The sequence below is a fragment of the Streptomyces cyaneochromogenes genome (assembly GCF_003963535.1).
Lineage (GTDB): Bacteria > Actinomycetota > Actinomycetes > Streptomycetales > Streptomycetaceae > Streptomyces > Streptomyces shaanxiensis.
The window spans coordinates 9394096-9408121 of sequence record NZ_CP034539.1 but is presented as its reverse complement, the minus strand read 5'-3'; the positions used below and the strand labels follow the sequence as shown (position 1 = coordinate 9408121).

9 protein-coding genes are annotated in these 14026 nt (G+C 71.1%); 1 reads left to right on the top strand and 8 read right to left on the bottom strand.

Translation table 11 applies throughout. From position 1 onward, the window contains the following. Positions 1-44: 44 nt before the first annotated feature. The 3 genes from EJ357_RS42280 to EJ357_RS42265 all read right to left on the bottom strand — a co-directional run bounded on the left by EJ357_RS42280 (position 45) and on the right by EJ357_RS42265 (position 6467). A complete protein-coding gene (locus EJ357_RS42280; protein ID WP_228472774.1) occupies positions 45-3281 on the bottom strand; it encodes an FtsX-like permease family protein in 3237 nt (1078 codons plus the stop codon). Positions 3282-3810: 529 nt separating this feature from the next. Then, positions 3811-4437, bottom strand: coding sequence for a VOC family protein (locus EJ357_RS42270; protein WP_126397347.1), 627 nt, complete (start codon positions 4435-4437; stop codon positions 3811-3813). 236 nt (positions 4438-4673) lie between these two features. Then, entirely contained in the window at positions 4674-6467 is a 1794-nt protein-coding gene (locus tag EJ357_RS42265) for a hypothetical protein (RefSeq protein WP_126397345.1), read from the bottom strand. Between the two features lie 463 nt (positions 6468-6930). Between EJ357_RS42265 and EJ357_RS50350 the strand changes: the two genes are divergently transcribed. Beyond that, the gene (locus EJ357_RS50350; RefSeq protein ID WP_267132827.1) at positions 6931-7059 is read left to right on the top strand and encodes a hypothetical protein; all 129 of its coding nucleotides are present in this window, start codon (positions 6931-6933) and stop codon (positions 7057-7059) included. A gap of 23 nt (positions 7060-7082) precedes the next feature. On the opposite strand, the gene EJ357_RS42260 is transcribed toward EJ357_RS50350, so the two are convergent. The 5 genes from EJ357_RS42260 to EJ357_RS42240 form a co-directional block, all read right to left on the bottom strand. Further along, positions 7083-9215, bottom strand: a complete 2133-nt coding sequence (locus EJ357_RS42260; RefSeq protein ID WP_126397343.1) for an alpha-galactosidase — start codon at positions 9213-9215, stop codon at positions 7083-7085. 15 nt (positions 9216-9230) lie between these two features. Beyond that, positions 9231-9554, bottom strand: coding sequence for a beta-galactosidase trimerization domain-containing protein (locus EJ357_RS42255; RefSeq protein ID WP_267132826.1), 324 nt, complete (start codon positions 9552-9554; stop codon positions 9231-9233). A gap of 315 nt (positions 9555-9869) precedes the next feature. Beyond that, positions 9870-10586 (bottom strand): GH12 family glycosyl hydrolase domain-containing protein, encoded by a 717-nt coding sequence (locus tag EJ357_RS42250; protein ID WP_126397341.1) that lies wholly within the window; start codon positions 10584-10586, stop codon positions 9870-9872. Positions 10587-10722: 136 nt separating this feature from the next. After that, positions 10723-13074 carry a sialidase family protein gene (locus EJ357_RS42245; RefSeq protein WP_126397339.1) on the bottom strand — a complete coding sequence of 784 codons (2352 nt, stop codon included), beginning with the start codon at positions 13072-13074 and terminating at the stop codon, positions 10723-10725. 140 nt (positions 13075-13214) lie between these two features. After that, complete coding sequence (locus EJ357_RS42240) at positions 13215-13841, bottom strand: hypothetical protein (RefSeq protein WP_126397337.1); 627 nt, start codon at positions 13839-13841, stop codon at positions 13215-13217. Between the last annotated feature and the right edge of the window lie 185 nt (positions 13842-14026).

Below are 14026 nucleotides of genomic sequence, written 5' to 3'. Positions count from 1 at the left end.
CACCGCCTTCGTCCCCCCGTCCTGCGGGGGCACCGGCTGCGTGGTCACTGTGTCACCTCGTCCCTGAGAGCCATCACGGGCTTCGCCCGCCGCAGGGCGAGGGCCACGGTCACGAGGGCGGGGCCCGCCGCGAGGGCCGCCAGCAGGGCGGTCAGACGCGGGAGCGGGAGTTCGACCAGGACCGGTGGGAGCGGTCGGGTGGCCTGCCCGGTCAGGACGACGAGGGGAACCAGCGCGTGTGTCAGCACCGTGCCCAGGACCGTGCCGACCAGCAGCGCCAGGGCCACCAGTACGCCGTGCTCCACGGCGACCAGGCGGGCCAGCCGACGGCGCGGTGTTCCCAGGGCGCGCAGCACGGCGAACTCACCGTCCCGGGTGCGCATCGCCCCTGCCGCGCTCACCGCGAAGCCGAGCGCGGCGAAGAGCACCGTCACCGCTGCCGCCGCGATCAGCGCTGCTTCCGGGGCGGCCCCGAACGGGTCGTCGCGCAGTTCCGCCGCTATCTCGTCGCGCACCGTCACCTGCTCCGGATCGACGTCGGGCAGGGCGCGCACGGCCGCCGCGGTGGCGCCGGGCGCGGCCGTGCTCAGCCACCACTCGGTGGGCTCAAGGCTGGTTCCGTCGCGGGCCTGCAGCACCTGGTTGACGGCCCGGAGATCGACCAGCAGGGCCCCGCCGTCGTGCGTGGTGGCTTCCGTCGTGGGCAGGGCGCTCGCGGTGCGGACGATGCGTACGGGCAGGGAACGGCCGCCGAACGTCACCTGCACGCGCTGGCCTTGGCGCGCCCCGGACGCGGCGAGGAACCGGTCGGTGGCGACCGCGGCGATCTCAGGCGCGGCGGGCTGGGCGACCTTCAGCCGGACCTCCAGCGGCAGGGCGGGCGGCGAGAGGCCGGGCATCTGGTACCCGGTGCTGTACGTCATGGTGACGGGTGCCGTCGACGTGAGCCGGGGACGGGTCGGCCGGGCGTCGTCGTCGGGCGGTGCGGCGTCCGCGTCGGCCTTGACCGCGGTCGTCCACCTCGTCGGCAGGGTCAACTGACGGACGTCACCGTCGCCGGCTGTCGCCGTGAGCGCGCCGAGGACCAGGCGGTGCCGGTGGGGGCGGTCGGTCGGCTGTGGCGTACTCAGTAGGAGCCCGGTCAAGGCCAGCGGGCCCCGGGCGCCGTTCAGATCGGGGATCAGCCGGTGCGGGCGGCCGTCGGCGGCGAGGCTGCCGGACGGTATCTCGTAGGGGGTGCCGTGGCGGTCCCGCACCGTGAGCGTGACGTCCGCCTCCGACCCTGGAGTGGTGCTGTGCAGGGCAGCGGTCAGCGTGAGCCGGGTGGTGCCCTTCGGTACCTCGATGCCCGCGGGTGCCCCGCGCGGCGCGAGCCCGGCGAGTAACGGACCGTCCGTCAGATCGCGCCGCGCCAGCACCGTCCCGGCGGCCTCCGTCGTGTTCAGGGCCACAACGGTCGCCTCGCGGCTCCCGGAGAGCGACACCGTGTCACGTACGGCGGGGGCGACCGCGTCCACGTGTGGGAGGTCCGCGTAGACATCTGTACGGCCCACGCCGCCGCCCCCGGAGGACAGGACGCGCACCTCGGCACCCGCGCGGAAGTCGGCCTGGTCGGCCTGGGAACGGTGCCAGGACGCGTCCTGCCCGATCGCCACCACACCCAGCGCCACGGAGATGACCAGGAGCAGCACCGGACCCGCTCCCCGCATCGGTCGGCGACTGAACTGCCAGCCGACCATGGCCGCGGTCAGCCCGGGCTCGCGGGTCAGCAGTCGCTCGCCGACACGCGCCAGCAAGGGCAGCAGCCGCAGCACCAGAACCGTTCCGGCGAGCAGCACCAGAGCGGGCGCCACCACCAGAAGCGGGTCGACGCCGAGGACCCCCTCACGGTCGGCGGTGACAGCACCGGACTGCTGGCTGCCGAGCAGCCAGAAAGCGGCACCGGCCACAGCGAGCAACCCGACATCCGCCCCGGCACGCAGCGGTGCGGGGAGCGCTCCCGCCCGCACCGCGAACGTGCCCGCGAAGGTCGCCCGCCACGCCGGGACAGCCACGGTCAGCGCACACAGCGCGGCCACGCCCGCGGCGACCGCCCACACCTCGAGTCGGCCCTCGGCCGACACGTCGACACGCACCCCGGTCCGGCCCAGGGCACCCTGCCCGGCCAGCAGTCGCGTCAACGGCCCCGACACCAGCGGCGCCACCACCACCGCCGGCACGGAGATCAGCAGGGCCTCCAACGCGGCCAAGCCCGCCAGCCGTGCCCGGGTGGCGCCGCGCGCACGCAGCAACCCGGTCTCGGCCATGCGCTCGGAGTCGAGCAACCGTGCGATGAGCAACAGGGCGCATGCCGCGAGCAGTCCGAGCTGACCGGCGACGATCAGCATGCTGGAACGCGTGACGAGCAAGGAGCGTTCGACGCGGTCCAGTACCTCGGGCAACCCGGTGTCCGCTTTGGTCGCACTGCTGAGCGCCGGGCGCTCGCGCAGTTCCGCGCTCCCCGAGCGGGCAGCCTCGCGCAGCGGGCCGATCCGCTCCGTCGTCAGCGAGGAGTAGTCGGCCGAGACCAGCCAGCCCGACGCGCCGACACTCACCCGGCCCGACGCCGGCACGCCTGCGGCGGTGAGCAGAGGACCGTACGTCATGAAATTCGACGCCTGCACGCCGCGGCCGCCCAGGTCGTCCAACTGCCAGTAGGGTGCCCGGACGTCCACCGGCTGGTACACGCCGGTGATCAGCACGCGCACCGCCGGGCCGTCCAGCCGGTCGGTGACGGTCAGCCGGGAACCGGGCGCCACACCGAGCCGCCGGGCGGCGCTCTGCGGCAGTGCGGCCTCGATGGGCCCGGCGGTCACCGCCTCACGGGGGAGCCGCCCGGCGACGGTCCGCACCTGTGTGCGGTCCAGGGCCGCGAAGTAGGTGAGGTTCGGGTTTCCGTCCCGCTCGGAGGGCGGCCGCAGCGCCCCCGGCAGGGCGTAGGGCCCCGACCGCAGCAGGGTACGTACCCGCACGGGCAGCCCGTCGAAGATGGTGCGGGCCCCCGCCCGCACGGCGTCGTCGGCCGCCTCCCGCTCGTCGGCCGGCACGTCGGCCTTGACCACCAGAGCGGCCTGGGCAGCGTTGCGCTGCTCCGCGAGCGACCTCCGCAGCGCCGCATCGCCTATCGCGCCCGAGTACGCGGTGAGCGCGGCCAGCACGACCGTGGTCAGCAGCACGGTCAGCAGCACGGCACCGAGAAGCGCGCGATACGCCCACGCTCGCAGCACGACTAATCGCAACACGCCCGCAGGCACGGCTCGTTGCCTCACCAAACCCCCCGTTTTCCACCACACGGACCGGAACGCGATGCGGCGTCGGTGGCGTGTGGGTGCAAGAGGGAATTGTAGGACGGACTTTGGTCGCTTGTGATCGAATGTCGGCGGTTTTTGAGGGTTCTGCCGTCGAGCAGGCCCGCCTGATACAGACGGTCAGTCGGAAGCGGCGCGGGACCGATACACGTCGGACGTGTCAGACGAATGAGAAGTGCGCGGCGGCTTCTGCGGGAGTGGTCGCTTGGCGACGTCCGGGGACATCGTGGACGGTGGTTGCACCCGGGTTGAATCGCAGCATGGTCACCGGGGCGTTGGAGCGGCTCTGAGCCGGGCGAGGGTCGCGCGGGTCCCACTGAAACTCTGGTTCGCGCGTTGACCACGTATCCACTTCGAGAACCTCGAGCTGACCGTCGAGTACGACAGGATTCCCACGTACAGCCAGTCCAAGCTGGTGGTCCTGCTCTTCACCGTCGGGCCGCAGCCAGCCGCGTCACCCGGTTCACAGTGAGGCGGTCTCCGACGCGGTGGTCCACGCGAAGCCGTCCGGGTCGGTGAAAGGCTCGGCATCGCTGCCGATCGTGAGCCGGTGCGATCCGGTGCCGTCGGGAGAGATGCCGGCGACCTTGGCCAGGCCACTGCGCTTGTACAGCGCGAGCTTGACGGGATCGGCCTCGGCGGCGAACTCGACGTACTTGCCGCCGAAGCTCTTCGCCACGGTGAGGCCGTGCTCGACGTAGAACTTCTTGCTGGCCTTCACGTCCTCGACGCCGAGCAGGAGCACGAGCTCGTCGAACTGCCGGGTGGCCGGGCCGGTGTCCTTCTTCGACGACGACGCGACCTGCCAGATCGTCCCGTCCGGTGCCTGTACGACGCCCCCATAGCCCCAGAGCGACTTGCTGGCGGGCTTCAGCGTCGCGGCACCGGCCTCGACGGCTGCGTCGATGAGGGCGTTGACGTTGGCCGGCTGGGACACCACGAGCGACAGCGTGAAACCTCGGAAGCCGGCCGACGGTGTCTCCGACGCCCGCAGGCGTACCTGGCGTCCCAGCTCGAACGCGGTGGTGTAGAAGCGGTCGGCGGCTGTGGGGTCGGCCACCTCAAGGGTGACGGATGCGATGGAAGTCATGACACAGACGCTAGCTACGACCACGAGAACTGCGCTTCTCGATTCCTGACCGGAACCTCACAGGACCGTGGCGTGCGTACGGCGCGATCCCGCCGGGATTGTTCCATTCGGTGACCGAGGTCCACCATCGGCAGGCTCGCGACAGACGACGCGTGGCGGCAGGTCGTACGGCTGACGACGGCGCCGCTGATCGCGCACGCGCTCCACGCGGCGCGATCAGGTCCGGTCAGGTCAGGTCAGGTCAGTGGGGGTAGCTCCCCGTCAGAGGCTCGGTCGCGCTCGGAGGACAGCGACTCCTTGATCGCGCGGAAGAAGGACCGCCGCTCGACCAGTTGGGCACCCCGCACCTCGGCCAGGGGCTCGGGGCGATACCCGAAGCCGGCCGGGAGTGAGGGGAGCCCGAGCGTGGCGAACGCCTCGTCGAGGTGCTGTCGTGGATCACCGGTACCGCGCAGTACCGCGGTGAGGGGTCGATGGTCCTTCAAGCCGTAGGCAGCCGCCAGCGCGGTCGCCCGGTCCAGTGCCTCTTCCTGCGTCGGCATCCCGGCGGGGTCGGCCCACCAGGCGTGAGCGGTCACCAGGCGGCCGTCGCGGTACAGGTGGAGGGTGTAGTCAGCGCCCTCCTTGGCCGCCACCAGGACCGGCCACCTCTCACCCCGGCTGAAGGTACGGGCCAGCCGGGGCAAGCTGCCCTCGCCGAGCAGGGTCGTGCGCGTACCCTTGCGGCGGCCCGGAGGTTCCGCTGAGGGCGCAGTCTCGACGAAAGTCGCATTGCCGGGTACCGGGACGAGACGCATGGTCGTGCCGGTGATCAGAATTGCCTCGCGGACGTCCCGCAGTGGTGCGCCGGCCAGAGCGATGGCCATGGCCGCGGGCGGGGGCGGGGGCGTCGCTCGGGCCGTATCCGCTGCATCCGTCGTGTCTGCGTCCGTCGTATCCGCCGTGCTCGCGGTGTTCGCCGCGTTCGACGGGGCGACGGCGGTCGGCGCTGATGCGGAGCCGCCGAAGTACGGTGTCCGACGGGCGACATGGGCGCGAACTCCCTGGCGCATGAGGAGGAAGATCTCCCGCGGATCGCCCAGGTACGCCCAGGGGAATGTGCGCGCGTCGGTGCCGATGAGGCGGAAGACCTCCAGGGCTTCGGCCTCGCGCCCCGAGCGGATCAGCGCGAGCGCGAGGTGATTGCGGAAGCCCGCCGCCCGCCGGTCGCCCGGCCCGAACGCGGCGGACAGCTCCAGGCCCGACTCGACGAGCCCCTCGATCCTGGACCACGCCAGCGGCCCCTGTCCGATCCCCGCCTCGTGCTCCAGCGCGTACTCGGTGACCGCGTGCAGAGGCAGTCCACGCAGCGGTGAACCCTCAGGGGACGCCGCGGCGGCCGACTCGGCGAACTCGAACATCTCCGCGTGCGAGCCGTACCACTTCTGTGCCAGGTACTGAACCGCGCGGGCATGCAGCCCCACGTGATGCGGGTCGGCTTCGCGCCCCCGGACCAGATACTCGTCGAACACCTCGCGAGGAGCTCCGAGCCCCATGGCGTGGGCGATGAGGATCCGCCAGGGGACGGGGTCTTCGGGGTTGAGGTCGGCGGCCGTCCGCAGCACCGGTTCCGCGTCGCGCAGGACGGTGTGGAACGCCCGGAACTGCTCCTGCGACACGTGGCGGGCGCGCGCGGCGGTACGTATCTGCCAGGCACGGTCGATCTCCAACTCGGCCGCCACCAGGCCGAGATCGGCATCGAAGGGCCTCTCCTGACGCCAGTCCTCGAGCCATCCGGTGTGGTGCAGGGCGAGTTCGGCAAGGGCGGAGCTGTACTCACCGCGCCGTTCCCAGTCGCGCGCGATGCGCGCCTGTGCCAACAGTTCCGCCGCCGGTGCCCAGGCACCTGACCGGGCCGAGGAGAGCGCTGCCCGCAGAGCGGAATCCGGCGCGTCCAGCTCCACTGTGCCGTCGGGCGGCAGTCCCTCGCCGGTGGCCGCGAAATGCCGCATCATCCGAGGCACCGCGAACACGTCAGGCAACCTGCCCACGCCCCATCCCTCCCCCACGGCCCCGGCCGCGCACAGTCCGTCGATCATCGACGAGGCGCAACCATACCGACCGCCCCGCCCGGACGTGCACGAGACCGACCACGCCGAGGGCCGTCAGGAGGTAGGCTCCGCCGCGACCGCCGAACAGACGGTCGGTCAGGCCGGGTTCGGTGGGGCGCCCCATCCCCGCGCGTGGACATGCGCGGCCCTCCGGATGGCCGGGATGACGATCGGGAAGTCGCGCGCGATGGCACCCCAAGTATCTGCACGTCAGAGGGCTGGGATGGTTCCACTGTGCTAGATCGGCTGTCGGCTGTTGCCCTCGGCACTGTGACCGCTGATGCTCTTGGTGCCGCACCGACAGGCCCGGACCGACCGGCCGGCCTCCACCAACCTGTCGGCGGAGCCCGTGTGCCCACACTGGTGCGCGGGAGGCGCCGCTCGTTCGAGAGGCGCCCAGAGCATGCCTGCCCCGAGGAGGTACCCGCTGGAGTTGCGTGAGCGTGCGGTGCGGATGTACCGGACCGCCGAGCCGATGCGCATGATCCGGTGGACGGTGGTGCTCGGCAGGGCGGAGGCCCGGCCCCTGTAAGGAGCCCGCCGAGGTGTGCCCCGCTAAGCGGCGCTCGTCTCCCTGCAGGCGAGACGGAGAAGGACGGCAGAAGGGGCGGTGGGCAGGGTCAGGGAGAGGTCGCCGGTGCCGGGGTTCCAGGTGGTGGTGGCCTTGCTGGTGGACGGGTAGAGCAGGTCCGCGTGGAGGTGGGAGCCGCGCAGGTGGGGCAGGTGCAGGGTGGCGGTGGCCTCGCCGCCGGGGCGGCGCCAGGTGGTGAGGTAGGTGGTGGTGGTGGCGTGCAGGGCGAGAGCGATCCAGGGGTCGTCCCAGGCGGGGAGGCCGAAGGGCCAGGAGGGCACGGCTTGCGGCAGGTCGGCGCGGATGGCCTTGTACACGGCCACCGCCTCGTGGACCAGGGCGCGGGCCTCGGGCCCCAACTCCAGCAGGCCGCCGGAGAGATGGATACGGCCCAGCAGAGCGCTCGCCATGGTGAAGGCGACCTCGTCGAGTGAGTCGTCCGGCTGCGGATAGGCCCACACGGCGCCCTGCTCGGGGGTGACGGCGGTGGGTGCGGCGGCCGCGATGGGCGCGTAGCGGTCCAGGTTCTGCTGGTCGCTGGTGGACTGCAGTTGCAGCCGCGACAGCATCGCGTCGTCCCAGCGCATGCCGCCCGAGGCGCAGTTCTCCACGACCAGGTGCGGATAACGGTCCAGGATGCCGTCGAGCCAGTCCAGGTGGGCCCGGTTGTGGCCGAGCAGGCCCGCGGCCGGACTCTCGCCGGGGTGGGCGCTGGTGCCGGAGCCGGGGTCGATGTTGTGGTCGAGCTTGAGGTAGCCGACGCCCCATTCGCCGACCAGCCGGTCCACGACCTGGTCCAGGTGGGCGCGGGCGGCGGGGTGGCGCAGGTCCAGGTGGTACCGCCCGGACTCGGTGACGCGGACGCCGTCGCGGCGGAAGAACGCCTCGTCGGGCAGGGACTTGGCCATGGGGCTGCGTACGCCGATCACCTCGGGCTCCAGCCACAGGCCGGGCACCATGCCGCGCTCCCGGATGCGGTCCAGGACCTCGTGGATGCCCTTCTCGCCGGGGAAGCGGGAGGCGGACGGCTCCCAGGCGCCGACGGTGGTCCACCAGCCGTCACCGTCGTCGTACCAGCCGGCGTCGATGACGAAGTACTCCGCGCCCGCGTCGGCGGCCGCGTCGATGAGCGGCAGGAGCTTGTCGGTGGTGGGCTCGCCCATCAGGCAGTTCATGTAGTCGTTGAAGATGACGGGCAGGCGCTGGTGGTCGGGGTGCGGGCGGCGCTGGGCGCGTCGGTAGCGGGTCAGCGCGGCGAACGCGGCGTCGGGGCCGCCGTCGGGGCTGAAGGACAGGGCGGCGGGTACGGTGCGGAAGGTGGCGCCGGGTTCCAGGGGGTGCCGCCAGCCGTGGTGGGTGTCGGTGGGCCCGAACAGTGCCGCGTAGGCGGTCTGGTCGTGCTCCTGGCACTCCCAGCGCCAGCCCCCGCCGTTGTGCTCGATCTGCCACACCCAGGTGCGGCCGGTGCGCCGGTCCGTGAGGCCGCCCATGGGCAGGTGCCCGCAACTGGACCAGCTGCCCTGGCCGTTCAGGGCGAAGCCGGCCTTGCCGTGCCCGTAGTGCACGCGTCCGCTGAGGGCGGGTGTGGTCAGGCGCATCGGCTGTCGCTGCCAGCGGCACTCGGCCAGCCAGTCGTTCTCCGCCCACAGCAGGTCCGCCCCGTCGATGGCCGCGGGCCCGTCCGGGGTGAGGCAGCCCACCACGAGCGAGCTGACCGACTCCAGGTGCAGCGTGGCCTGCCCTTCGTTGCGCAGGGTCACCTCGCTGCGGAGTGCGGCCAGGCCGTCCGGCGACCGGTAGGTCACCTCCGCGGACAACCCGGTTTCCAGGTCGTGGAGGTGAACGGTCAGCATGTGCCAGTCGCCGTCGCGGGTCACCTGGTGGGCCCGGTGGCGCAGCCGCCCGCCGAGACCGGTGTCGACGAGACGGCTCCCCGACCAGCCGCGGCCGTGGCCCGCGGCCGTCACCTCCACCAGGGGCAGGGGTGTACCGGGGCTGCTGTCCGCCTCGCCGGGCAGTCCGAGGTGTGTCAGGCGCGTGCTGCCGTCGTCATTGATGACGATCTCCAGACAAAGGGCCTCGTGCCCCCAGCGGAAGTTCCGCTGTTCCTTGCTCATGGTGGCCTTTCCAGGTCAGGGCTTGCGCAGCACCGCGCAGCCACCGGGCGGCACTTCGTGTGCGACGGCCCCGGTGAGCAGGTCGTGGGCGGGCTCCGGCAGGCGCAGGGTGGTGGCGCCGTGGTTGATCAGGACGTGCCGGCGGCGGCCGTCGGGCGCCTGCCGGGTGACGGCTTCGACACCGGTCGGCAGACCCGGCGGTTCGGGCTCGATACCGGCCTCGTCGAGCAGCCGGCGGACCAGGGCGGCGTAGTCGGCGTCCTCCAGGCGGGTGGAGAGGTACCAGCCCTCACCGGTGCCGAAGCGGTGCCGGGTGAGCGCGGGACTGTCGGTGAGCATGCCGTGGGTGCAGACGGCGACGGTTTCCGCGCTCGGCGCGCAGGGACTCGCTCCAGACGGTGCCGTGCGAACCGTCCGACAGGGTGATCCGCTCCTCCGTTGTGGGCGCTGGAGGCGGACGGCCTGCCCTCCTCGTCCTCCTTCCAGACCGGCTCGTCCCACTGCTCCGGGTTGTAGTCCCCGCCGAAGGCGAGCCCGCCCAAGCGGTCGGTGACGCTACGTGCCGTCATGGCGGGGCTCCCTGCGGAGAGTCGGGGCGCTGCTTCCGGGCAGAGGGCGGCAGGTCACTGGTCCGCCCTTCTGCTTGTGGCGGCGTCAGAAGCCCACGGCGCCCCAGGAGTGGGCGGTGTAGTCACCCGGCCCGAATTCCCAGCCGGCCATGACGCTGTTGAGGTAGTGGTCGTTGGTGTAGAGGCCCTTGCTCAGGCCGTAGTTGAAGAACGGGGTGAGGCTGCCGGACCACCAGCCGGACCTGCTCCTGTCCAGGAAGCTGAGGGTGTGGTCGCCGTTCGGCCAGTTGTAGTCGTAGATGTCCCAGCTGCGGCCGCCCAGGCTGACGTTGGTCACGGTCGGGATCGCGTTGCCGTTCCCGTCGTAGCGGTCGGCCAGCGGCTGGGTGTTGAACCAGTTGAGCCAGATCATCAGCTCGGTCTTGGAGTTGCGGTTGTTCGGCTCGGGGTAGGGGTCGATGAAGATGTCGTACGTGGCGTTGTAGCGCGAGCCTGACTTCGGCCAGGCCGACTGGCTGAACCACGTGTTGTTGTTGGGGCTGACGGCGCCGATCTTCTTGGGGAGCGTGGTCACCGGGGAAGACCAGCCCCAGTCCTTGCCGTTGACCATGGCGACGAAGCCAGTGCCGGTCGGGGAGTTCACACCCCAGGAGTTGTCGTTGGCGTACCACGTCGAGGCGTTGCCGCCGGTTGAGTAGTGCTTGAACCAGTACGTCTGTGACGCTGCCACTGCCGAGTTCGGCAGAGTGAAGACGAGAACCAGAGCCGCGAGAAGCGCGGCCCATCCGATACGGAATTTCATCAGCCCTCCGGAATGTGTGCTGAGTGGGGGGATCACACAGGAGAGAAGAAGTCGGTCGTCCTGCCCTGGCGGCAGGGCCTCGTCGCTCTCCTCTTCGGGACGCCAGGTGCGGAGCGAGGCGACCGGGAGGCGGACCTCACTTCGGGTCGCCGTAGATGACTCCGCGTCCGTTGGTCCCGAAGTAGACGCGACCGTGGACCCGGGGGTCTCCGGTCATGGTGTTGCCGGTCCAGGCGTACTGGTGCCGGTCGTCGTTGATGCGGGCCCAGGTCCGGCCCGCGTTGTCGGACCGGAAGATGCCGCGCACGCCGTGGATCTTGGAGCTGGTGTAGACGGCGGGGTAGGTGGCGCCGGGCGCGGCCTTGCCGAATCCGACGACGTCGCCCTCGTCCACCGCCTTGAACCTGGTGAAGGACGTTCCGGAGTCGGTCGACCGCCACAGCCCGTACGGTGTGGGGGTGGTGGGCTTGGTGGTGCCGCCGGCCAGCCAGATGTCGCCCTCGTGGCCCGGGACCGGCTTGAACCGGACGTTTCCCGCGGTGGGCAGACCGGTCGCCGCCGTGGCCGTGAAGCTCTTGCCGCCGTCCGTGCTGCGGTAGAAGACGCCGGAGTTGTAGGCGTAGAACTTCGCCGGGTTCACCCGGTCGGAGCGCACGAGGGCCCCGGTCGGCAGCCCCTTCGACGCCGTCCAGGTGGATCCGTGGTCGTCGGACCAGCTGACCGGCGCGCCGGCCGGGGACCAGACGATCCGCCTGCCGTCGGCGCTGATCGCGACGGCCTGGTCTGCGTCTCCGGGCCCGGTGACTCCGGACGGCTCACTGCCCGACGGCTTCCAGGTGTCGCCGCTGTCGGTGGAGACGGCGAAGTGCTGGGTCCAGCCGCTGGTGGGGTGGCCGACCCGCACGATGGTGTGGGGCGCCAGTTCCGCGTAGTCCAGGGTCGTGGTGCCGCCGAAGGTCGGGCTGTCGTACATCTTCGGTGCCTTGTGGAAATCCGTGTGCCGGAAGCCTCCGACATCGCCCACGCCCGAGAAGAGGTGTGCTGCACCGGCGGGCGGGCTGATCACACACAGGACAGAGGTTTCCTCCAGGCCCTGGGCGCGCACGGACAGGTGGACCGTGCCGCCGCTGTCCCAGTCGGTCAGGTTGTCGGCGCCGTAGATCGTCGCTCCGGTCCCGTACATGAAGTGGTCGGAGTCGAAGGGGTCGATCTGGACGGACTCCATCATCCAGCCCAGCTTCGGTGCGATCTCGGGCAGCGATGGCGAGGCGTTCCAGGTCAGCCAGGGGGCGGCGGAGATGTCGATGTCGTAGCGCAGGGTGCGCTCGGAGTTCGGGCCCTGGTCCCATGCGCGGGTCCAGCTCGCGCCGCCGTCGGTGGAGCGGAAGAGGATGCAGTCGGGGTACCACTTGACCTGGGTGGACACCATCAGGGTGTCCGGGTTCTGCCGGTCGATGGTCAAGCCGCTGTAACCGTAGGCGTTGTCGTCGCTGGTGGACGGCACCGGGCTGATGCGGGACCAGGTGTCGGTGGCGGTGTCCAGCTTCCACACGTCGCCCTTGGAGCCGTCGTAGGGGCCGGCGGTGTCGCTGGTCGCCAGGTACAGGTGGCCGCCGACGTGGTCGAAGAGCGCGTGGTGCGGGATGAAGCCGGTGGGCTGCCCGGGTACGCGTTCCCACGTCGCTCCCGCGTCGGTCGACCGGTAGAGGATGTTGTCCTTGTCGGCGACGGTGACGTAGAGAGTCCGGGTGGCCCTGCCCGCTCTGCCGGTGCGCTTGTCGAAGACGACTTGCAGCACGCCCAGGTTGTCGCCGTTGTAGCCGTCGGGGTCGGTGGGGTCGATGACGAAGTTGCCCGGGTTGGGGAAGCTGGTCACCTTCGCGAAGGTCTTGCCGTGGTCGGTGCTGCGCCACAGCCCGTGGCCCCCGCGCACTCCCAAGTAGAGGATCCTGTTGCGGTTGGGGTCGATCACCAGCCGCTCGCCGATGCCCCGGCCGGGCATGTTGCCGCCCAGCCGGAACGGCAGCGGGGTGGTCTTCCAGGTGCGGCCGCGGTCGTTCGAGCGCAGGATCGCCGCCATGCTCGGATCCCATTCGGGCATGGTGTAGGTGCCCGCCGCCAGGTAGACGCGGTCGGGGTCGACCTCGTCGGTGGCGATGCTGATGATGCCGGTGTGTCCGTACTCGTCCCAGCCGATCCAGTCGGTGAGGGGGATCCACCGCCGGGACGCCTTGTCGAGGCGGTAGGCGCCGCCGATGTCGGTACGGGCGTACACCAGTCCGGACTCGCTCTGGTTGAAGATGATGCCGGTGACGAAGCCGCCGCCGACTATCTCCGCGTTGCGGAAGGTGTAGGGCACGCGTCGGGCCTTCCCGGCCGCGTGGGCGGACGCGGCGGAGGCAGCGGAGGGGGCGAACACAGGGAGAGCGGCTGCGGCCGCGCCGGCGGCCAGCAGTCCTCGCCGGGAGAGGTGCGGGACATCACTCATGACGGGTCCTTGCCTTTCGGGTGCGGGTCCGTACGGGGCTGCGCACAAAGCAGCGGTCCCGTCGGCTCCGGTGTGGTCGGAGAAGGGTGGGTGGACGGTGTCAGCCCTGGCGCAGTACCGCCGCGCACGGGCGGAGAGCGTCAGCCCGTCCGTGCCGACCGGCTCCGCGTGAGCAGGTCGTGGCCACCGAAACCGAACTCGAGGCGTGCTTGTCCTGGTGCTCGGGGAGGCGTTCGGTGATGCGCTGCATCATGTGCGTCCCTAGCCCTTGATCGCGCCGGTGAGCATGCCCTTGGCCAGATGCTTCTGGAGGACGGGATGCCGTAGAGCTTGTTCTCCCAGGCACCCGACATCCAGCCACTACTGGGGATGGCCGCCAGGTGGGGGTACTCCTTGGCGTTGTCGCCCGACAGGTAGGGCGTCAGGTCGGCCAGGTGCCGACCCACCAGGCCACCGGTCTGGGCCTGCCCGTTCATGAATCTCGGGATCTTCTTCACCGTGACGACCGGCTCGGCGGGAAATGTGAGGTAACCCGGCTCCGTGACCGCTCCGTTGGGGAATCTGACGGATGCTATGTCCGGCTTGCCGACCGTGCTGGGCACATAGGCGGGCAGCGCGGCGGCCAGGCCCTTCTTGCTGCTGGTGCCGCCCTTGCCGGCACCGGAGCCGCTGCCGCCGCAGGCGGCCAGCAGAGGTGAGAGAGAGGCGGCGCCCGCTACGCCGGCGGCCGTTCGCAGGACGGCTCGGCGGTTCATCTCCATGCTCATGTCGTTGCGGCCCTTCGTTTTCGTGGATCCGACCGACGGGCTGGCCGACCTGCGTCGGCCGGTGGCCTGAAGTCAGGAGGGCGGGAGGGCGGGAGGAATCCAAGTCGATGCGCTTCGACGTTTCGGTGACACTAAGGCTGTGTTTCCTGGGCGACAACGGGCCACCCAGGTCACTTTTCGGTAAC

What these genes read in the sequence shown, in the direction of transcription:
- EJ357_RS42270 (WP_126397347.1), bottom strand. Translation starts at nt 4,437, where the DNA reads ATGACTTCCATCGCATCCGTCACCCTTGAGGTGGCCGACCCCACAGCC.
- EJ357_RS42260 (WP_126397343.1), bottom strand. Translation starts at nt 9,215, where the DNA reads ATGAGCAAGGAACAGCGGAACTTCCGCTGGGGGCACGAGGCCCTTTGT.
- EJ357_RS42240 (WP_126397337.1), bottom strand. Translation starts at nt 13,841, where the DNA reads ATGAGCATGGAGATGAACCGCCGAGCCGTCCTGCGAACGGCCGCCGGC.
- EJ357_RS50350 (WP_267132827.1), top strand. Translation starts at nt 6,931, where the DNA reads ATGCCTGCCCCGAGGAGGTACCCGCTGGAGTTGCGTGAGCGTGCGGTG.
- EJ357_RS42255 (WP_267132826.1), bottom strand. Translation starts at nt 9,554, where the DNA reads ATGCTCACCGACAGTCCCGCGCTCACCCGGCACCGCTTCGGCACCGGT.
- EJ357_RS42250 (WP_126397341.1), bottom strand. Translation starts at nt 10,586, where the DNA reads ATGAAATTCCGTATCGGATGGGCCGCGCTTCTCGCGGCTCTGGTTCTC.
- EJ357_RS42245 (WP_126397339.1), bottom strand. Translation starts at nt 13,074, where the DNA reads ATGAGTGATGTCCCGCACCTCTCCCGGCGAGGACTGCTGGCCGCCGGC.